Origin of the sequence: Rhizobacter sp., assembly GCF_032229685.1 — a bacterium.
Classification (GTDB): Bacteria; Pseudomonadota; Gammaproteobacteria; order Burkholderiales; family Burkholderiaceae_C; genus LMDS01.
In genome coordinates this window covers 370,349-389,521 of record NZ_JAVTWP010000003.1, presented here as the reverse complement: position 1 = coordinate 389,521, position 19,173 = coordinate 370,349, and the positions used below count along the sequence as shown (strand labels likewise).

At 66.5% G+C, this 19,173-nt stretch carries 21 protein-coding genes and 1 tRNA gene; 11 read left to right on the top strand and 11 right to left on the bottom strand.

Annotated features, from left to right (window positions below):
- Together nusA and rimP are read right to left on the bottom strand one after the other, a co-directional pair.
- A partial coding sequence (gene nusA / locus AC30PD_RS02800; RefSeq protein WP_489534108.1) for a transcription termination factor NusA occupies positions 1-835 on the bottom strand: 835 nt, incomplete at its 3' end.
- Positions 832-1,455, bottom strand: coding sequence for a ribosome maturation factor RimP (gene rimP, locus AC30PD_RS02795; protein WP_489534120.1), 624 nt, complete (start codon positions 1,453-1,455; stop codon positions 832-834). The genes nusA and rimP, both read right to left, overlap by 4 nt.
- Before the next feature lie 277 nt (positions 1,456-1,732).
- Between rimP and fabI the strand changes: the two genes are divergently transcribed.
- A complete protein-coding gene (gene fabI, locus AC30PD_RS02790; RefSeq protein WP_489534107.1) occupies positions 1,733-2,518 on the top strand; it encodes an enoyl-ACP reductase FabI in 786 nt (261 codons plus the stop codon).
- A gap of 12 nt (positions 2,519-2,530) precedes the next feature.
- Here the strand turns inward: fabI and AC30PD_RS02785 are convergent, their stop codons facing one another.
- Entirely contained in the window at positions 2,531-4,795 is a 2,265-nt protein-coding gene (locus AC30PD_RS02785) for an Orn/Lys/Arg family decarboxylase (RefSeq protein ID WP_489534106.1), read from the bottom strand.
- A gap of 131 nt (positions 4,796-4,926) precedes the next feature.
- Between AC30PD_RS02785 and AC30PD_RS02780 the strand changes: the two genes are divergently transcribed.
- The 6 genes from AC30PD_RS02780 (at position 4,927) to AC30PD_RS02755 (ending at position 8,430) form a co-directional block, all read left to right on the top strand.
- Complete coding sequence (locus AC30PD_RS02780) at positions 4,927-5,367, top strand: NfeD family protein (RefSeq protein WP_489534105.1); 441 nt, start codon at positions 4,927-4,929, stop codon at positions 5,365-5,367.
- Positions 5,368-5,388: 21 nt separating this feature from the next.
- Positions 5,389-6,306 (top strand): SPFH domain-containing protein, encoded by a 918-nt coding sequence (locus AC30PD_RS02775; protein WP_489534104.1) that lies wholly within the window; start codon positions 5,389-5,391, stop codon positions 6,304-6,306.
- Between the two features lie 10 nt (positions 6,307-6,316).
- Positions 6,317-6,685, top strand: a complete 369-nt coding sequence (locus AC30PD_RS02770; protein WP_489534103.1) for a DUF2237 family protein — start codon at positions 6,317-6,319, stop codon at positions 6,683-6,685.
- A 13-nt stretch (positions 6,686-6,698) separates the two neighbouring features.
- Positions 6,699-6,789 (top strand) — tRNA-Ser (locus AC30PD_RS02765).
- Between the two features lie 136 nt (positions 6,790-6,925).
- Positions 6,926-7,798, top strand: a complete 873-nt coding sequence (yghU, locus tag AC30PD_RS02760) for a glutathione-dependent disulfide-bond oxidoreductase (protein WP_489534102.1) — start codon at positions 6,926-6,928, stop codon at positions 7,796-7,798.
- The gene (locus tag AC30PD_RS02755) at positions 7,795-8,430 is read left to right on the top strand and encodes a glutathione S-transferase family protein (protein ID WP_489534101.1); all 636 of its coding nucleotides are present in this window, start codon (positions 7,795-7,797) and stop codon (positions 8,428-8,430) included. The genes yghU and AC30PD_RS02755 overlap by 4 nt, the downstream gene beginning before the upstream one ends.
- Positions 8,431-8,441: 11 nt before the next feature.
- On the opposite strand, the gene AC30PD_RS02750 is transcribed toward AC30PD_RS02755, so the two are convergent.
- From AC30PD_RS02750 to AC30PD_RS02730, 5 genes are read right to left on the bottom strand one after another with little or no spacing between them, the layout of a single operon-like run.
- Positions 8,442-9,533 carry an enolase C-terminal domain-like protein gene (locus AC30PD_RS02750; RefSeq protein ID WP_489534100.1) on the bottom strand — a complete coding sequence of 364 codons (1,092 nt, stop codon included), beginning with the start codon at positions 9,531-9,533 and terminating at the stop codon, positions 8,442-8,444.
- Between the two features lies 1 nt (position 9,534).
- On the bottom strand, positions 9,535-10,461 hold the full coding sequence (locus tag AC30PD_RS02745) for a ketopantoate reductase family protein (protein ID WP_489534099.1): 927 nt from the start codon (positions 10,459-10,461) through the stop codon (positions 9,535-9,537).
- 20 nt (positions 10,462-10,481) lie between these two features.
- Entirely contained in the window at positions 10,482-11,198 is a 717-nt protein-coding gene (locus tag AC30PD_RS02740; protein ID WP_489534098.1) for a haloacid dehalogenase type II, read from the bottom strand.
- A 29-nt stretch (positions 11,199-11,227) separates the two neighbouring features.
- Entirely contained in the window at positions 11,228-12,757 is a 1,530-nt protein-coding gene (locus tag AC30PD_RS02735) for a solute symporter family protein (RefSeq protein ID WP_489534097.1), read from the bottom strand.
- A complete protein-coding gene (locus AC30PD_RS02730) occupies positions 12,754-13,137 on the bottom strand; it encodes a DUF485 domain-containing protein (RefSeq protein ID WP_489534096.1) in 384 nt (127 codons plus the stop codon). Before AC30PD_RS02730 ends, AC30PD_RS02735 begins: the two co-directional genes overlap by 4 nt.
- 323 nt (positions 13,138-13,460) lie before the next feature.
- On the opposite strand from AC30PD_RS02730, the gene AC30PD_RS02725 reads away from it, so the two are divergent.
- The 3 genes from AC30PD_RS02725 to AC30PD_RS02715 all read left to right on the top strand — a co-directional run bounded on the left by AC30PD_RS02725 (position 13,461) and on the right by AC30PD_RS02715 (position 16,508).
- Positions 13,461-15,128, top strand: coding sequence for a sigma-54 interaction domain-containing protein (locus AC30PD_RS02725; RefSeq protein WP_489534095.1), 1,668 nt, complete (start codon positions 13,461-13,463; stop codon positions 15,126-15,128).
- A 150-nt stretch (positions 15,129-15,278) separates the two neighbouring features.
- Entirely contained in the window at positions 15,279-16,022 is a 744-nt protein-coding gene (locus AC30PD_RS02720; protein ID WP_489534094.1) for an alpha/beta hydrolase, read from the top strand.
- A 6-nt stretch (positions 16,023-16,028) separates the two neighbouring features.
- Positions 16,029-16,508 carry a hypothetical protein gene (locus tag AC30PD_RS02715; RefSeq protein ID WP_489534093.1) on the top strand — a complete coding sequence of 160 codons (480 nt, stop codon included), beginning with the start codon at positions 16,029-16,031 and terminating at the stop codon, positions 16,506-16,508.
- Here the strand turns inward: AC30PD_RS02715 and AC30PD_RS02710 are convergent.
- From AC30PD_RS02710 to AC30PD_RS02700, 3 genes are all read right to left on the bottom strand, one after another.
- Positions 16,426-16,884, bottom strand: coding sequence for a DUF7482 domain-containing protein (locus tag AC30PD_RS02710; RefSeq protein WP_489534092.1), 459 nt, complete (start codon positions 16,882-16,884; stop codon positions 16,426-16,428). The genes AC30PD_RS02715 and AC30PD_RS02710 overlap by 83 nt on opposite strands.
- 214 nt (positions 16,885-17,098) lie before the next feature.
- Positions 17,099-17,578 (bottom strand): SRPBCC family protein, encoded by a 480-nt coding sequence (locus AC30PD_RS02705; protein ID WP_489534091.1) that lies wholly within the window; start codon positions 17,576-17,578, stop codon positions 17,099-17,101.
- Between the two features lie 127 nt (positions 17,579-17,705).
- On the bottom strand, positions 17,706-18,272 hold the full coding sequence (locus tag AC30PD_RS02700; RefSeq protein ID WP_489534090.1) for a hypothetical protein: 567 nt from the start codon (positions 18,270-18,272) through the stop codon (positions 17,706-17,708).
- Between the two features lie 192 nt (positions 18,273-18,464).
- On the opposite strand from AC30PD_RS02700, the gene AC30PD_RS02695 reads away from it, so the two are divergent.
- Positions 18,465-19,169, top strand: a complete 705-nt coding sequence (locus AC30PD_RS02695; protein WP_489534089.1) for a glutathione S-transferase N-terminal domain-containing protein — start codon at positions 18,465-18,467, stop codon at positions 19,167-19,169.
- The last annotated feature ends 4 nt before the right edge of the window (positions 19,170-19,173 follow it).

Below are 19,173 nucleotides of genomic sequence, written 5' to 3'. Positions count from 1 at the left end.
ACCACAACACGATGTCGACCCGCTCGCCGGCGAGTTCGTTGGTGACGGCGTTGACGCGCGAGCCGCGCACACCGACGCAGGTGCCGATCGGGTCGACACGCTTGTCGTGCGAGACCACCGCGATCTTGGCGCGCGAGCCGGCGTCACGGGCGCACGACTTGATCTCGAGCAGGCCTTGCTCGATCTCGGGTACTTCTTGCGCAAAGAGCTCGATCATGAAACCCGGTGCGCTGCGGCTCAGCAGGATCTGCGGGCCGCGCAAGGTCGGGTCGACCTCGGCGATGTAGGCGCGCACGCGGTCGCCAGAGCGCAGATTTTCCTTCGGGATCATCTCGCTGCGGCGCAGCCTGCCTTCGATGCGGCCCTGCTCGACGATCACGTCGCCCTTGTCGAGGCGCTTGACGGTGCCGACGAAGATCTTCTCGCCGCGCGAGAGAAAGTCGGTCAGCAGCTGTTCGCGTTCGGCGTCGCGGATCTTCTGCAGGATCACTTGCTTGGCGGCCTGCGCACCGATGCGGCCGATCGAGACCGAGTCGACCGCTTCTTCGATGTAGTCGTCGACCTCGATGTCGGGGATCTGCTCGAGCGCTTCGAAATGCAGGATCTCGGAGTCGGGCAGTTGCAGCCCGGCTTCGTTCGGCACCACGTGCCAGCGGCGGAAGGTTTCGTACTCGCCGCTGTCGCGGTCGATCGACACACGCATGTCGACCTCGCCGCCGTGCAGCTTCTTCGAGGCCGACGCGAGCGCGGCTTCGACGGCGGCGAACACCACCTCGAGATCGACACTCTTCTCACGCGCGATGGCGTCCACAAAATCAAGCAAATCGCGGTTCATTGAATTCGGCCTCCGTCAACCTCGTCAATCGAGCGCCCCGCCGCCACCGGCGAGGCTTTCAGGGCTGTTTCATCCTGCGCGGAGAAACGGCGGCCCTTGAAATCCACCACCGGCACCAGGCGTGCCTCTCGAACTTCTTCAATCGAAAAATCCAGCGCCAGATCGCTTTCGCCATCCGGCTTCGCAACGTTCGTACTCTTTCCGGTGTTCTTGCCCGGCTTCTTCAACCGATTCACCAGCACCAGACGCCAGCCTTCGCCCAGCGCCTGCAACTCGCCGCTGAACTTCTTGCGGCCCTTGAAGGGCTCTTTCAGCGTGAGTTCGACCTGCTCGCCGGCAAAGCGCGCGTAGTCGGCCGCCTTCTTGAGCGGGCGGTCGAGCCCGGGCGACGACACCTCGAGGCGTTCGTAAGCGCAGCCTTCGACTTCGAGCACGTACTGCAGCTGGCGCGTGACCTTCTCGCAGTCGTCCACCGTGATGAACTGTGCCGAGGCCGATGCGGCCGAATCGGGCAGCAGGTCGATGAACACGCGCAACAGGCCACCGGCGCTCTTTTCAGCGTCGACCAGGTCGTAACCCAAGCCCGTCACAGTGCGTGTCACCGCACTTTGCCAATTCATCAAAAGTCGTGTCCTGTCCGGCAAGCCGAGTGAAAAACGATCGAGCAAAAAAAATGGGCTGGATGAATCCGCCCACATGGTCAAGCGAACTGCTTCAAGCAACGCGGCCGAGATGCACTTTTGAGGGCGCCCCAGCTGCGTCAAGCAGCTTTCCAGCAAAACGAGGATTGTACTCCGCAGTTACAACCCCGGCAAGCACCGTGCTCGTGCAGGCCGCGGGCGTGCCGACGCTGCATGCCAAAATCCGGCGCGAATCAAACTGACTGACGGAGACACCATGGGATTCCTCGCCGGAAAGCGCCTGTTGATCACTGGCGTGTTGTCGAGCCGCTCGATCGCTTACGGCATCGCCCGCGCCTGCCACCGCGAGGGCGCCGAACTGGCCTTCAGCTACCAGGGCGAGCGTTTCAAGGAACGCATCAGCGAATTCGCCGCCGAGTTCGGCTCGAACCTGGTGTTCGACTGCGACGTGTCGGACGACGCCCAGATCGACAAGCTCTTCGCCGACCTCGGTGCCCACTGGGACCAGTTCGACGGGTTCGTGCACGCCATCGCTTTCGCGCCCCGCGAAGCGATCGCCGGCGACTTTCTCGAAGGCATGACGCGCGAGAACTTCCGCGTGGCGCACGACATCTCTGCCTACAGCTTCCCGGCCATGGCCAAGGCGGCCGCGCCGCGCCTGCGACCGGGTGCCGCGTTGTTGACGCTGTCGTATCTGGGCGCGGTGCGTTACGTGCCCAACTACAACACCATGGGCCTGGCCAAGGCCTCGCTCGAAGCCAGCGTGCGTTTCCTGGCGCAGAGCCTGGGTGCGAAGGGCGTGCGGGTGAACGGCATTTCGGCCGGGCCGATCAAGACCCTCGCCGCCTCGGGCATCAAGGACTTCGGCAAGCTGCTCGGCCAGTTCGCCGCCACCACGCCGATCCGCCGCAACATCACGCTCGAAGACGTGGGCAACGCCGCGGCGTTCCTGCTGTCGGACCTGAGCGGCGGCATCAGCGCCGAGATCGTCTATGTCGACGGCGGCTTCAGCCAGGTTGCGATGGGCAACCTGGAAGGCTGAACCGCGCAACGCTCAGTCGTTGCGCACGCAGTCCACGAAGTAGCACTTCGTGGCGGCATCACCGTCGGACTCGACCAGCCCGTGCACGTCGGTGTCGAAGCCCGGAAACGCCGCGTTGAACTCGCGCGTGAACTTCAGGTAGTCGACGATCTTCCGGTTGAAACGCTCGCCCGGAATCAACAGCGGAATGCCCGGCGGGTAAGGCGTCAACAGCGAGGTGGTGATGCGCCCTTCGAGTTCGTCGATCGCCACCCGCTCGGTCTTGCGGTGCGCGATGCAGGCGTAGGCGTCGCTCGGTTTCATGGCCGGCTGCAGGTCTGAGAGGTACATCTCGGTCGTGAGCCGCGCGATGTCGCCCTTGGCGTACATCTCGTGGATGGCCTGGCTCAGGTCGCGCAGCCCCATGCGCTCGTAGCGCGGGTGTGCTGCGCAGAACTCGGGCAGGATGCGCCACAGCGGCTGGTTGCGGTCGTAGTCGTCCTTGAACTGCTGCAAGGCCGTCAGCAGCGTGTTCCAGCGGCCCTTGGTGATGCCGATCGTGAACATGATGAAGAACGAGTACAGCCCCGTCTTCTCAACGATCACGCCGTGCTCGGCCAGGAACTTGGTGACGATCGACGCCGGAATGCCGGTGCCCGCGAACTTGCCCGACATGTCGAGCCCCGGCGTGATGATCGTGCTCTTGATCGGGTCGAGCAGGTTGAAGCCATCGGCCAGGTCGCCGAAGCCGTGCCACTTCTCGCCCGCCTGCAGCACCCAGTCGTCGCTCTGGCCGATGCCGTCTTTTGCGATCTTGTCGGGGCCCCAGACCTTGAACCACCAGTCCTTCTTGCCGTAGTCTTTTTCGACCTTGCGCATCGCGCGGCGAAAGTCCATCGCTTCGGCGATGCTCTCTTCCACCAACGCCGGGCCACCTGGCGCTTCCATCATCGCGGCGGCCACGTCGCAGCTGGCGATGATCGCGTACTGCGGGCTCGTCGAGCTGTGCATCAGGTAGGCCTCGTTGAAGAGGTGTCGGTCGAGCTTGCGCTCCTGCGAGTCCTGCACCAGCACCTGCGAGGCCTGGCTGATGCCGGCCAGCAGCTTGTGCGTGGACTGGGTGGCGAAAACGAGCTGGTCTTTCGGCCGCTGGCGGTTCTTGCCCATGGCGTGGAAGCTGCCATAGAACTTGTGGAAGGCCGCGTGCGGCAGCCAGGCCTCGTCGAAGTGCAGCGTGTCGATGTAGCCGTCGAGCGAATGCTTGATCGTCTCGGTGTTGTAGAGCACGCCGTCGTAGGTGCTTTGCGTCAGCGTGAGGATGCGCGGCTTCACTGTCTTCGGGTCGACACCCTTCAGCAGCGGGTTGGCGGCGATCTTCTTCTTGATGGCCGCGGGCGAGAACTCGGCCTGCGGGATCGGACCGATGATCCCGTAGTGGTTGCGTGTGGGCCGCAGGAACACCGGCACCGCGCCGGTCATGATGATCGCGTGCAGGATCGACTTGTGGCAGTTGCGGTCGACCACGACCACGTCGCCCGGCGCCACCGCGTGGTGCCACACCATCTTGTTGCTGGTGCTGGTGCCGTTGGTCACGAAGAAGCAGTGGTCGGCGTTGAAGATGCGCGCCGCGTTGCGCTCGCTCTGCGCGATCGGGCCGGTGTGGTCGAGCAGCTGGCCGAGCTCGTCGACCGAGTTGCACACGTCGGCGCGCAGCATGTTTTCGCCGAAGAACTGGTGAAACATGCGGCCGACCGGGCTCTTCAGGAACGCCACGCCGCCCGAATGGCCCGGGCAGTGCCACGAGTAGGAGCCGTCTTGCGCGTAGTCGACCAGCGCCTTGAAGAACGGCGGCGCCAGCCCGTCCATGTAACTCTTGGCCTCGCGGATGATGTGGCGCGCCACGAACTCCGGCGTGTCCTCGAACATGTGGATGAAGCCATGCAGCTCGCGCAGGATGTCGTTCGGCAGGTGCTGCGAGGTGCGCGTTTCGCCGTAGAGGTAGATCGGCACCTCGGAGTTCTTGAACCGCACTTCTTCGATGAACTTGCGCAGGTTCAGCACAGCCGGGTCGAGCTCGGGCCCGGCCGTGAACTCTTCGTCGTCGATCGACAAGATGAAAGCGCTGGCCCGGCTTTGCTGCTGCGCGAACTGGCTCAGGTCACCGTAAGTCGTGGCGCCCAGCACTTCGAAACCTTCTTTTTCGATCGCGCCGGCCAGCGCGCGGATGCCCAGGCCCGAGGTGTTTTCGGAGCGGAAGTCTTCGTCGATGATGACGATCGGGAAGTTGAAGCGCAGCATGGGCAGACCTGACTCGGCGCGAAGGCGCCATCGAAGAAAGCGCGAAGTGTAGGGCCACTGCGTGACACCGGGCCGACACCGGCCGGCACGCCGCCTACACTTGCGCCGGGGAGTCGCCCCGAGGAGCTCGAATGGACTTTTCTGCCGCTACGTTCTGGTGGGTCGCCGCTGGCGTCGCCGTTGCCGTGGAGCTGGCGACGGGCACCTTCTACCTGCTGATGATCGCGCTCGGCCTGGCCGGCGCGGCGGTCGTGGCGATGTTCGGCCTGGGGCTCGCGGTGCAGCTCGTGGCGGCCGCGCTGATCGGCGGTGGCGCCACGGCGCTCTGGCACCGCCGCCGCTACATGCAGCCGCAGTCGGCGCCATCGCACGAGAACCGCGACGTGAACCTCGACATCGGCGAGCGTGTCAACGTGCGCGCCTGGAACAACGAAGGCACGACGCAGGTGCAGTACCGCGGCTCGACCTGGACGGCGCGCCTCGCCCCCGGCGCAGCGCCGGCCTCGGGCGAACACCTCGTGAGCGCCGTCGAAGGCAACTGGCTCGTGCTGACCCCGCGCGCGCCGCACTGAATTCACCCTGAAAGCCGTTCCATGGAAATCGCACTCGTCATCGCCGTCATCGCGGCCATCTTCATCATCCGCGCGATCAAGATCGTGCCGCAGCAGAACGCCTGGGTCGTCGAAAAACTCGGCAAGTACGACCGCACGCTCACGCCGGGCCTCAAGTTCGTCGTGCCCTTCATCGAGCGCGTGGCCTACAAACATTCGCTGAAAGAAGTGCCGCTCGACGTGCCGAGCCAGGTCTGCATCACCAAAGACAACACCCAGCTGCAGGTCGACGGCATCATCTATTTCCAGGTGACCGACCCGATGCGGGCAAGCTACGGCTCGAGCAACTACATCTCGGCGATCACGCAGCTCGCGCAGACGCTGCTGCGCTCGGTGATCGGCAAGATGGAACTCGACAAGACCTTCGAGGAGCGTGACCACATCAACCTCTCGGTGGTGGCCGCGCTCGACGAAGCCGCGGCGAACTGGGGCGTGAAGGTGCTGCGCTACGAGATCAAGGACCTGACGCCGCCCGCCGCCATCCTGCATTCGATGCAGGCGCAGATCACCGCCGAGCGCGAGAAGCGCGCGCTGATCGCGGCCAGCGAAGGCCGCAAGCAGGAGCAGATCAACATCGCCACGGGCGAGCGCGAAGCCTTCATCGCCCGGTCCGAAGGCCAGCGCCAGGCCGAGATCAACAAAGCCCAGGGTGAAGCGGCGGCCATCGTCGCGGTGGCCGACGCCACGGCCGAGGCCATCCGCAAGATCGCCGAAGCGATCCGCTCGCCCGGCGGCGAGCAGGCGGTGCAGTTGAAGGTGGCTGAAAAAGCCGTCGAGGCTTATGCGCAACTCGCCCAGAAGAACAACACGATGATCGTGCCCGGCAACATGAGCGAGGTGTCGGCCTTGATCGGCACCGCGATGACGCTGATGAAAGCCAAGGCACCGAACCCGAGCTGAGAAAAACGCCATGGCCTTCAACGTATTGGGCACCGCGCTCGTACCCTGTTCTTACGACCCGCTGACCGGCTATTACCGCGACGGTTGCTGCAACACGGCCGAAGACGACACCGGCAGCCACGTGGTCTGCGTCAAGGTCACGGCCGAGTTTCTCGCCTTCTCGGCGAGCCGCGGCAACGACCTCGGCACGCCCCGCCCCGAATACCGCTTTCGTGGCCTGAAGCCGGGCGACCGCTGGTGCCTGTGCGCACTGCGCTGGCGCGAAGCCCTGCTCGCCGGCATGGCGCCGCCGGTGGTGCTGGAAAGCACCCACGAACGCGCGCTCGACTTCGTTTCGCTGCAGGCGCTGCAAGCCCGTGCTCTGGACGCCGTAGGCTAAACTCGCGCCCTTCGGAGAGGTGGATGAGCGGTTTAAGTCGCACGCCTGGAAAGCGTGTGGGGGCTAATAACCCCCCGCGGGTTCGAATCCCGCCCTCTCCGCCAATAATTCAGCAAACACGGGCCCGCGCGGCCCGTTTTTTGTTTGTCTCGTGCGAACGCATCCGAACGCGCTTCGGGACCTTCAAGCAGACCGACGCATGCACTGGTACCGTAGCCGCTTGCGCACGGAGACCACTGCATGAACGAATCGCCCGCCTACACACCGCCCGCCGTCTGGACCTGGAACAAGGAGAACGGCGGCCGCTTCGCCAGCATCAACCGGCCGATCGCGGGCCCTACCCACGACAAGGAACTGCCGGTCGGCCGCCACCCTCTGCAGCTCTATTCACTCGCCACGCCCAACGGCGTGAAGGTCACGGTGATGCTCGAAGAACTGCTGGCTCTCGGGCACGCCGGTGCCGAGTACGACGCCTGGCTGATCAAGATCAACGAAGGTGACCAGTTCGGCAGCGGCTTCGTGGCGGTCAACCCGAATTCGAAGATCCCGGCGCTGTGGGACCGCAGCGGGCCAGCGCCCATTCGCCTGTTCGAGTCGGGCGCGATCCTGATGCACCTGGCCGAGAAGTTCGGCGCCTTCTTGCCGACCGATGCTGGCGCGCGTGCCGAGTGCCTCTCCTGGTTGTTCTGGCAGATGGGCAGTGCGCCGTTTCTCGGCGGTGGCTTCGGCCACTTCTATGCCTACGCGCCAAGCAAGATCGAGTATGCGATCGACCGCTACGCGATGGAGGTCAAGCGCCAGCTCGACGTGCTCGACCGCCGCCTGGCCGAAAGCGAGTATCTGGCGGGCAACGACTACACGATCGCCGACATGGCCATCTGGCCCTGGTACGGCACGCTCGTGAAAGGCCAGCTCTACGAAGCCGGCGAGTTCCTGCAGGTGCAGGACTACAAGAACGTGCTGCGCTGGACCGACCAGATCGCCCGGCGCCCGGCGGTGCAACGTGGCCGCATGGTCAACCGCACCTGGGGCCAGCCTTCGAGCCAACTGCACGAGCGCCACGAGGCGAGTGATTTCGACACGAAGACGCAGGACAAGCAGGCCGCGCCATGACGATCACGCTCTACGACTGCTCGACCGCGCCGAGCCCGCGCCGCGCCCGCATCCTGCTGGCCGAGAAAGGCATCGCGCACGAGACGGTGCAGGTCGACCTGCGCAACGGCGAACAGCTGAGCGACGCCTACCGCCTCGTGAATCCGCTGTGCACCGTGCCGGCCTTGCGCACCGACGAAGGCATGCTGCTGACCGACAACGCCGCGATCGCAGCCTGGGTCGAAGCCCGCTTTCCGCAGCCACCCCTGTTCGGCGAGACGCCGGAACAAAAGGCAGAAATCGCGAGCTGGAACTGGCGCGTCGAGTTCGAAGGCCTGCTCGCCATCGCCGAGGCGCTGCGCAACAGCGCGCCGGCCATGGCCAACCGGGCGCTGCCGGGGCCGGTCGACTACGCGCAGATCCCCGAGCTGGCGCAACGTGGTCTGAGCCGCGTTCAGCAGTTCTTCGCGGTGTTGAACGACCGCCTGGACGGCCGCGAGTTCATCGCTGCCGGGCAGTTCAGCATCGCCGACATCACCGCGGTGGTGGCGGTCGACTTCGCACGCATCGTCAAGGTCAAGCCTGGCGAGCAACACCCGCACCTGCTGCGCTGGCGCGCGGCGATGGCGCTGCGGCCGGCGATGTCGCTCTAGCCCCTCGCCGTTCAGTCGAGCCGGTAGCGAGCCACGGCCGCGGCGTCCCAGGCCAGGCCGCTGCCCGGCGCGGTGCTCGGCTGGGCCCGGCCGCCCACGATCTGCAACGGCTCGGCCAGGATCGGGTTGGCCCAATCGACCACCTCGAGCCAATGCGCCGTCGGGCTGGCCGCGAGCAGCTGTGCGCTGACTTCGGGAAACAAGTGCGACGAGAGCTCAATGCCGGCCACCGAAGCGAGCGCGGCGGCCCGTTGCCAGCCGCTCACACCGCCGATGCGTTCGAGGTCGGGCATCATGAAATCGGCCGCGCCGGCCGCGATCGCCGTGGCCATGGCCTGCGGCCCGGCGAAGTTCTCGCCGATCTGGATCGGTGTGTCGAGTGCGCGTGCCAGCACCGCGTTGCCGGCGTAGTCGTCATGGCGAATCGGCTCTTCGATCCAGTACACGCCCTCGCCTTCGAGCGCACGGCAACGGCGGCGCGCGTCGTTCAGGCTGAGTGCCTGGTTGTAGTCGGCCATCAGCGCGATGTCGTCAGGCAGGCGCGCACGCACTGCCCGCACCGCCGCCAGGTCGGCCGCTTCGTCGGGCCGGCCGAGGCGCATCTTGATGGCCCGGAAGCCTTCGGCCACCAGTGCTTCGGCCTCGTCGGCGGCGGCGCTGGCCTCCATCAGCCCGAGCCCGTTGCTGTTGTACGCCGGAATCGGCTTCGGCGCGGCGCCGAGCAACGTGGCAAGCGGCATGCCGGCGGCATGGGCCATCGCATCCCAGCACGCCATGTCGATGCCGGCCAGCGCCATCGAGACGATGCCGCGCACGCCGAGCAGGCGGAAATGGCGCGCCAGCAGCGCGCCGATCTCTTGCGGCGCCACCGGCTGGCCGGTGACGACACGCTGCGCTTCGTCGAGCATGCGGGCGATGCTGGCGGCAGCGGCCGGCAAATAGCAGAACAGGTACGCACGGCCGGTCACGCCCTGGTCTGTTTCCAGATCGATCAGCAGCAGCGGCGCGTGGCGCAGGGTCTGGGCACTGGTGCCGAGCGGCCGGGCCATCGGCACCAGCACAGGGGTGCTGCGCAGCGCGCGCAGGGTCAGGCTGGCCGCCATGTCAGCCTGCCACGCGGCCGGCGCTGCGCAGCGCGAGCACCGCGCTCAGCGCGCGGTTGACGGGCGTGGCCACGCCGGCAGCGAGGCCACGTTTCACCACGTCGCCGCTCAACCAGTCGAGTTCGAGCCGGCCGCCACGCTGCAGGTCCTGGTGCATCGACGATGTCATCTCGGCCGGCAGCGTGTCGCAGAACGCGAGGCGCTTGTCGGCAAAGTCTTCGGCCAGTGCCACGCCCTGGGCACGCCCCACGGCCACGACCTCGCGCATGGCGTCGAGCAGCAGCGCACGGGTCTGCGGGTGGCTGCGGATCGGGCCGATCGGGCTGCCCACCGCCGTGGTCGTGCCCGACAGGCCGACCAGCATCACGAACTTCTCCCAGATGGTGAGGCGGATGTCGGCGCTGATCTCGGCGTCGATGCCCGCCGTACGGCACGCCGCCAGAAACGCGGCCGCGCGCGGCGAGGTGGCGACACCGTAGTCACCAAACACCAGCCGCTGCATCGTGCCCACATGCCGGATCACGCCCGGCTCGGCGATGGTGGCCGCGATGTAGCAGACGCCGCCCATCACGGCCCGCTCGCCGAGCACGCGCTGCAGCACGTCGTCTTTGGCCACGCCGTTCTGGAACGACACCACCGCGGTGTGGGCGCCGATCATCGGCAGCACCTGCTGCGCCGCCGCCTCGGTGTCCCAGAGCTTCACGCCGAACAGCACCAGATCGACCGGCCCGACCGCACGCGGGTCGTCGGTGGCGTTCACCGACGGCAAGTGCAGATCCCCCCCGCCGCTCAAGACCTTCAAGCCCTGGTGCTTGAGCGCAGCGAGCTGCGAGCCACGGGCAATGAAGCTCACCTCGCACCCGCTCGCGGCCAGGCGCGCGCCGAAATAGCCACCCACGCCGCCCGTTCCCATCACTGCGATTCGCATCGTGTTTCCCGTTCGAATGTTCAAGTGGCCGATTCTGGCGCGACGGCGCGCGGCGCGCCTGACGCCGATTCCATCAGCGTGGCCAGCGCGTCGATGCCGAGGACGATGTGGTCGGGCTGCTGCCCGAGTTCATCGAAGCAGTTGCCTGCGCGGTTGACCCAGCAGGCCGGGTAGCCGTAGTGGCGCGCGCCAGCCGCGTCCCAGGCATTGGACGACACGAACAGGATCTCGGAACGCTTCAGGCCGAGGCGCCGTTCGGCGAGCTCATAGACCCGCGGGTGCGGCTTGAAGACCTCGACCGCGTCGACGCTGATCAGATGGGCGAACGCGTGCTCGAGCCCGGAGTGCTGTACCACTGTGCGGATCGAGTGGGTGGAGCCGTTCGACAGGATGGCGAGCGGCAGCCCGAGCGCGTTGAGCCGGCGCAGCGCTTCGGGCACCTCGGGGAAAGGCTGGATCTGCAGGTACTCCTGGCACAGCGCATCGCAGGTCGGCGGGTCCAGCGTCAGCCGCAGGTGATTGCAGGTGAAGACCAGTGCGTCGCGCGTGGCCTGCTCGAAGTTGCGGTACTCGCCCATCAGGCTGCGCAACCAGGTGTATTCGAGCTGCTTTTGCCGCCACAGGGTGCTGATCTCGCTGCCACGTTGCGGGTACCGGGCCTCGCAGCGCGCCGCCACCGAGTGCACGTTGTAGAGCGTGCCGTAAAGATCGAAGACAAGGGCCTTGGGAGTGTTCATGTCGAGTCCTGTTCGTGTTGTCGTGAGCGTCACGGGCCGACGCCTCGGCCGGTCTGGGCCTGGAAGAAAACCTCGCTGAAGCGTGCTTCGTTGGCCATGTCGCGCCCGCCGATCAGCGTGCCGAGCACGGCGCCGAGAAAGCCGAGCGGCATGCTGAGAAGCGTCGGGTTCAGGATCGGGAAGATCGCGTCGCCCTTCATGAAGGCCGGCCCGATGAAAGCGAGCACGAGCGACGACACCAGCCCGACGGCCACCCCGCCGATGACGCCGGCGGTGTTGAAGCGGCGCCAGAACAGCGACAGCACGATCACCGGAAAGTTGGCCGAGGCCGCGACCGCGATGGCCAGGATCACCAGCACACCGACATTGAATCCCTGGGCCAGCAGGCCGAATCCGACCGCCAGAGCACCGACGGCCAGCGTCGAGAGCTTGGCCACTCGCACCTGCTGCTGCTCGGTGACCCGGCCACGCTTGATGACGTTGACGTAGAGGTCGTGGGCAACCGCGCCCGAAGTGGCCAGTGTGAGCCCGGCCACCACGGCCAGGATCGTGGCGAACGCCACCGCGCAGATGGCGGCCAGAAAGACCTGCCCACCGAGCGTGCCGGCACCGCCGCCGAGGTACTGGGCCAGCAAGGGCAGCGCGAGGTTGCCACCTTTGTCGGCAGCCTTGATCGCGTCCTGCCCGACGAAGCTGGCGGCGGCAAAGCCGATCAGCGTCGTCACGAGAAAAAAGCTGCCGGCCAGGAACATCAGCCACAGCACCGACTTGCGCGCCGTGCGTGCGTCGGGCACGGTGAAGAAGCGCGTCATGATGTGCGGCAGGCCGGCGGTGCCCAGCATGAACGAGAGCGCCAGCGACAGCGGGTCGAGCGGGTGCTTGAGGTAGCCGCCGGGCAACAGCATCTTCTCGCCGTACTTCAGTTCGACGCTCGAAAACAGCGTCAGCGGGTTGAAGCCGACCTCGGCGAGCAGCAGCAGCACCAGCACCGTGGCGGCACCGAGCAGCAGCGCCGCCTTGATGATCTGCACCCACGTGGTCGCGATCATGCCGCCGAACAGCACGTACACGATCATGCCGATGCCCACCAGCACCACCGCGGTTTCGTACGGGATGCCGAGGATCAGCTTCATCAGCGCCCCGGCGCCGGCCATCTGCGGGATCATGTAGGCGAGGTTGACGACGATCGTGCCGACCACCGCGGCCAGCCGGGCCTGGGGTGTCTGCATGCGGTAGGCGATCACGTCACCGAGCGTGTAGCGGCCGGTGTTGCGCATCGGCTCGGCGATCAGCAGCAGGATCACCAGAAAGGCCGCGAGCGCGGCCACCGCATACAACGAACCGTCCATGCCGTAGAGCGCGATCAGGCCTGAAAAGCCCAGGAAGGCGGCGGCGCTCATCCAGTCGCCAGCCAGGGCGAAGCCGTTCTGCCGTGCCGACAGCGCGCCGCCAGCGGCGTAGAACTCGCTCGCCGTGTGGGTGCGCCGGGCAGCCCACCAGGTGATGTAGAGCGTGAGCGCGAGGATCACGGCGAAGATCGCCAGCGTGAGCGCCTTCATGCGGGCCTGCGCGATTGCAGCGCTGCGATCGCGGCGGCGGCCTGGGCATCGAACTTCGCGTTCGCCGTGCGCACGTAGACCACGGCCACACCCCAGCAGAGCAGGTAGATGGCGAAGACCAGCAGGTAGCCCATGTTGAAGGCACCGAGTACCTTCTGCGCCATGAAAGCTTTGGCATACCCGGCGAGCAACATCGTCGTGACGATGAACACGAAGCTCACGAGCAGCAGCGGCTTGACCAGGCGCGCCTTCGTCTGCAGCAACTCGGTGAAGCTGGCAGACGCGATCGCCGCGTCCCAGTAGCGGCCATCGTCATCACGCGCTGGGGCGATGGGCACGGCCTCGGTGGTCGCGCCTGAAAGAGGAAGGGTGGCACTCATGATCGGGTCTCCTGTGTGGCGGGGCCGCGTCGTTTGCGCGGATGGCTTTCATTTGCAAGCCATGTGCCGCTGGCGCTAGTGGTTTGCCCTTGCCCGCCGAAACCCGCGGTACACGCTGCGCTACCGGGCAACGGCCACCCATCGGCGCGCGCATAAGGTCCGTGTGCGCTCGCCATCGAACCGGCCGTGACTTCGGGCGAGTCACCCGTGAATCAGTTCGGCCTATGCTGCTGCCGAGTGTTTCCCCCATGAAAGGAACGGGCGCGATGCAGCGACGACTCGGTGAGCCTATGCTGCGGCTCCTGCCTCGACGAGCACGACCCATGGACGAAGAAGCGCTGTTGCACATGCTCGACTCGATGCCGGTGGGGCTGGTCTGGGTGCGCGCACAGCGTGTCAGCTGGGTGAGCCGGCGCCTGCGCGAAGGTGCGGCCACCGACGTGCTGGCCTATGCCATTTTGTGCGAGCAGCGCGCCGATCTGGCGGCGCTGACCTACAGCGGCACCCTGCCCGCGCCGGGCAAGATCGAGTTGGCCGACGAGTGGTACTTCCCGGTCGTGCAAAGCGAAGGGGAAGACCGCCTGATCGTGTTCGCGACCAGCGAGATCGCGCAGGCCGTGTTGCCCGAGCTGGCGCAGGCACAGCAGTCGTGCCGCGATTTCGAGGAGATCTACCGCAACTCCTTCGACGGCATCTTCGTTGCCGATGGCGATGGCATGACACTGCTGGTCAACGAAGGTTGCGAGCGCAACTATGGCCTGAAAGCCACCGATCTGATCGGCCGGCATGTGTCCGAGTTCGAGAAGCGCGGCTGGATCCGGCCGGTGATCGCCGGCAAGGTGGCGCAGACCCGCCAGCGGGTCACGGCCACGCAACAGACGCACGAAGGCAAGACCATCATGGTCACCGGCATTCCGCTGTTCGACGCGGCCGGCAAGGTGCGCAAGGTGATCATCAACTCGCGCGACACGACCGAACTCGTGCAGTTGCAGGAAGACCTGGCGCAGGCCCGGGAGAACCTGCGCCGCAACGACCGCGAGATCGAGGCGCTTCGGGTGCAGATGCTCGCGATCGATGGCCTGGTGCTGCAGAGTGCAGCGATGCAGCGCATCGCCGAGTTGGCGATTCGCGTCGCCAAGGTCGACACCACGGTGCTGATCACCGGTGAGTCGGGTGTCGGCAAAGAGGTGGTCACGCGCCTGATCCACAGCGAGAGCCCGCGGGCCAAAGGCCCGTTCATCAAGATCAATTGCGGCGCGCTGCCGCGTGACCTGCTCGAGACCGAGCTGTTCGGCTACGAAGCCGGTGCGTTCACCGGCGCCCAGCGCCAGGGCAAACACGGGCTGATGGAACTCGCCGACCAGGGCACCTTGTTCCTCGACGAGATCGGCGAGCTGCCGCTGGACCTGCAGGTCAAGCTGCTGCAGGTGCTGCAGGACCGCGCGCTGGTGCGGGTCGGCGGCACCCGCAGCATTGCGATCAACGTGCGCATCGTCGCCGCCACCAACCGTGACCTGCAGGAAATGGTCGCGCAGCGCAGCTTTCGCAGCGATCTGTATTACCGGCTCAACGTGGTGCCGATTCATGTGCCACCCCTGGCCGACCGGCGCGAAGACATTCTGCCGATGGCGCAACACTTCGTACAGGAGATCAACCGCCAGTACGGGCTCGACCGGCGCCTCTCGGAACGCGCGCTGGCGCGTTTGCACGACCACGGCTGGCCCGGCAACGTGCGCGAGCTGAAGAACGTGATCGAGCGCCTGATCGTCACCAGCCCCGATGCGCAGATCGGCACCGAACAGCTTGACGCCGTGCTGCCTGCCGACGCGGCCGATGCGGCTCGGCCGAACGCCTTCAGGCAGCGGCTCGACGAGTTCGAGCGCCGGCTGATCGAAGAAGCCTGGCGCGAGCATGGCAGCACCCGCGGTGCGGCCAAGGCGCTGGGCATCAGCCAGTCGAGCGTGGTCCGCAAGCTGCGGCTGCCGGGGTAGCCCGCGTTCGCCGCGACGCTTGCGCGAGAAGTCGCTTTCGTGATCATGCATGCATCTCCCAGGCCATGTCGGTGTCGGGTTCGCGTGCACTGCACGTAAGGACACCCGCGGCCGAACGACCCACACGGCAGCCTCCACGTTGGTGAACCCATGACACGACACGCCCTTCTGTTGCTCGCTTTTCTGCTGTCTGTCACCACCGCCTGGGCCGACCCGGTCACGCTGACGGCAGCCGACGGCGTCAAGGTCCACGGTGAGTTCTGGCCTGCGGCCGAGCCACGAGCGCCCCTGATCCTGGCCTTTCATCAGGCCGGGTCGAGTCTTGCCGAGTACAAGCCGCTGGCGCCGCGACTGAACCGTGCCGGGTTCCATGTGCTGGCGATCGATCAGCGTTCCGGTGGCACTGAATTCGGTGGGCGCAACCAGACTGTCGCCAGGCTCGGGCGTTCCACCTCGTTTGATGCCGCGCTGCCCGATCTTGAGGCTGCGCTCGCGTGGGGCAAGGCCAAGGCGGGCGGCGCGCCTGTGCTGGTGTGGGGTTCGAGCTACTCGGCCGCGCTGGTCTTTCTGCTCGTGGCCAAACACCCTGGCGACGTGGCCGGGCTGCTGGCGTTTTCACCGGGCGAATACCTGGGCCGCCAGGGTGCGGTGAGCACAGCAGCGCGAGCGGTGCGCGTGCCGGTGTTCATCGACCAGTCGATCGATGCCGATGAGATCGAACAGTCGCGGGCGATCCTGCAAGCCACGGCCAGCACCGAGAAGACCCAGTTCGTGCCGGAACGCGCCGGCGTTCACGGGTCCGCCACCTTGCGAGCCGACCGCAACCGCGCCGGCGCCGAAGAAAACTGGGGCGCCGTGCTGGGCTTTCTGATGCAGTTCAGGGCCGCTCGCTGAGCCGGCATGCGCGACATGCGAAGCGCGCTGCGGCAAGGTGTCGCCGGGCTGGCCGGAATGCTCTGCCTCACGCTGTTGTACGGGTTCGGCAGCTTCTTGTTCGCCACCGAGACCGTGTCGTACACGGCCTGGGTCTCGCTCTATGGCGTGTGCGCATTGGTCTTTGCCGTGATCCGGGCAAGTGGCGTCGGCGCAGGGGCTGCCGGCCCCTGGTTGGCCGTGGCACTCCATGCCGCACTCTTCGCGGTGATCTTCTTCGGCGCAGGCTTGGCGCTCGATGCGTTGCACGGCGTGCACCGGGCAGGCCCCGACGTGGCCGGCAGCCTCGGCGGGCTGGCACTGTGGTTCGTGCTGTGCCCGGGCGTCGTTTCGGTCGCGCTCGGTCAGGCGCTGAGCAACGTGGTCAGCGCACCCCAGTCGACACGCCGGGCAGGCTGCCCCCCGACGCGCGCTGCAGGATCGGGCAATTCAGGACCACGCGCGTGACGTTGAGCTGCACCGCTCCCTTTTCGGCAGCGTCGAGCACCTGCTCTTCAGACTTCAGCGTTCGTGGTGTCTGGCCGGGAAGCCAGGTCACCGTGACCAGCTGCCACAACGGGCTGTAGACCCGGTCGCGGTTGAGCGCACCGATCGGCTCCGGTGCCGACGCGAACACGCTCGCTTGCGCAAAGTTGGTGACGCCGTAGACCTTGTCGACCGACGACGGCTGAGGCCCCGCTTTGCCGGCGGCTGGCAGCGCATCGGCCAGGCGTGGCACGAAATTGGCGCCTTTGTCCCGCGCGACTTCGGCGTCCGACACGTCGGTCGTGATGTAGAAGACGGGCTCGCCGTCATACCAGCCCGTCAGGAGCGGCAACTTCACTGCGGGCTCTTGCGGCAGCGGATGAGGAGTCGCGCAGGCACCGAGCAGAACGACGAGGGTCAGCGCTGCTCCGAGAGCTCGCATGCGTGCCCAGCGCCCGGCGGTTGAGGTTTGCGCTGCAGTCTTGTCGCTCATGTGAGGGCCGAAACGAGGTGTGCCGGGATCGTAGGCGAAACCAGGCCGCCAGGTGAATCGTGCGATCGGCCCCTGGTGATCAGAGCGTGGCGGCCAGCCTGGCGAGCTGGTCGGTCGCGATGCCCCAGCCGGCGTGAAAGCCCATCTTCTCGTGGGCTGCGCAGTCTTCGGCGTTCCAGTGGCGCGCCCGAGCGGTGTAGCGCGTCTGGCCGGCTTCGTCTTCGAAAGTCAGCACGCCGGTGAAGAAGGGCTTTGCCGAAGGCACCCAGGCCGAGCTGTAGGCGTCGGTGAACACGAGGCGTTCGTTCATGATGACCTCGAGGTACACGCCGCGGTTCGGTATCAGCGTGCCGTCGGGCGCCTGCATCGTGATCACGCTGTTGCCACCTGCGCGCGCATCGACTTCGGCGGCCACGGTCTTGTAGGGCGGCGGCGTGAACCATTGCGTGATGAGCGCCGGCTCGATCCAGCAGCGAAAGAGCTTGGCACGCGGCACGTCGATCAGTCGGGTGACGACGAGTTCGTGCTCGGGCTGGGCGGGGTTCGAAATGGGAGGCATGGGCTTTCTCCGTGAAAGTGGTCGGTCGAACGGCAGCGGCGCGCGCTTGCCTCGAACATACGACGACTGGAGGCGCCACGCATCGACAAGCCGGCGAAAAATCGCCGGCAGCCCGCTCGATGGCGCGTCAGGCGCGCGACCAGTGCATGACCCAGCTTTCCTTCCAGCTCTGGCCGCCGTCGTGGCTCGTGGCCTGGTACCAGCGGCAGGCGCCGGGCGTGATGCGGTCCCAGGCGCCGCGCACGATGATCGGCTTGTCGTCGTCGAGTTCGTCGGAGTCCCACAGGCCGACGCCGCCGACGAAGCTGCCCCACGAAGGCGGCGGCGCCAGCACGCCGTGGCTGGCATTCACCCAGTAGTCGGCCCAGAGCTTGCGCTCCACGTCGAGCAGCCGCAAACCCATGCCGCCGAACTTTCGCGCCGGGATGCGCAGTTCCTCGACGCTGCCCACGCCGCCGAGAATGCTGTGCACCGTCGCCTCGCCTTCAAAACGGTCCCAGCTGCCGTTCTTGAGTTGTTCGTGCCGGATCTTCCATTCGCCGGCGAGAAAGTCGAAGTCGCCCGGCTTCCCGGTCGGCAATGGCGGCTTGGCCAGCGCGTTCGTGGCAGCAATGGCCGGTGCATTCGCCGCGGCGAGGCCGACGGCCATCTGCAGCACGGTGCGGCGTTGCAGTTCGGCGGGTTCTTCGTTCATGGTGGGCTCCTTCCGGGGTTCGCGCGAGAAAAAAGGCACCAGCCCATGCTGCGCCGCATAACTTGACGAGGCATGTCATGTTTTGCGGTTCCCCGCTACGCCACACGCAGCGTGCGGCTTTCCGCCGCCCCCGCGTCGTTCCCCGGGCCCGCGGCCGAGAATGTGCCTCGCCGTCACTCTGCCAAAGCCTGCATGCCGAATCTTTCTGCCTTTGCCATCACGAACAAATGGCCCGCCCAGCACCCCGACCGCCTGCAGCTCTATTCGCTGCCCACGCCGAACGGCGTGAAAGTGTCGATCCTGCTCGAAGAAACCGGCCTGCCCTACGAGCCGCACCTGGTGCGCTTTGATGCCAACGACCAGCTGTCGCCGGAGTTCCTGTCGCTGAACCCGAACAACAAGATCCCGGCCATCCTCGACCCCAACGGGCCGAACGGCCAGCCGCTGGCGCTGTTCGAGTCGGGCGCGATCCTCATCTACCTGGCCGAGAAGACCGGCCTTTTCATGCCCACCGACGCCGCCGGCCGCTACGAGACGATCCAGTGGGTAATGTTCCAGATGGGCGGCATCGGGCCGATGTTCGGCCAGCTCGGCTTCTTCCACAAGTTCGCCGGCAAGGACTACGAAGACAAACGCCCGCGCGACCGCTATGTGGCCGAATCGAAGCGGCTGCTCGGCGTGCTGAACCAGCGCCTGGCCGACCGGGCCTGGATCATGGGCAGCGAGTACACGATCGCCGACATCGCGAGCTTCCCGTGGATCAACAACCTGATCGGCTTCTACGAAGCCGGCGGTCTGGTGGGCATCGACGACTTCCCGCACGTGAAACGCGCGCTCGCCGCCTTCGTGGCGCGCCCGGCTGTCGTGCGCGGTTTGACGATCCCGAAGCGGGCGTGACGAA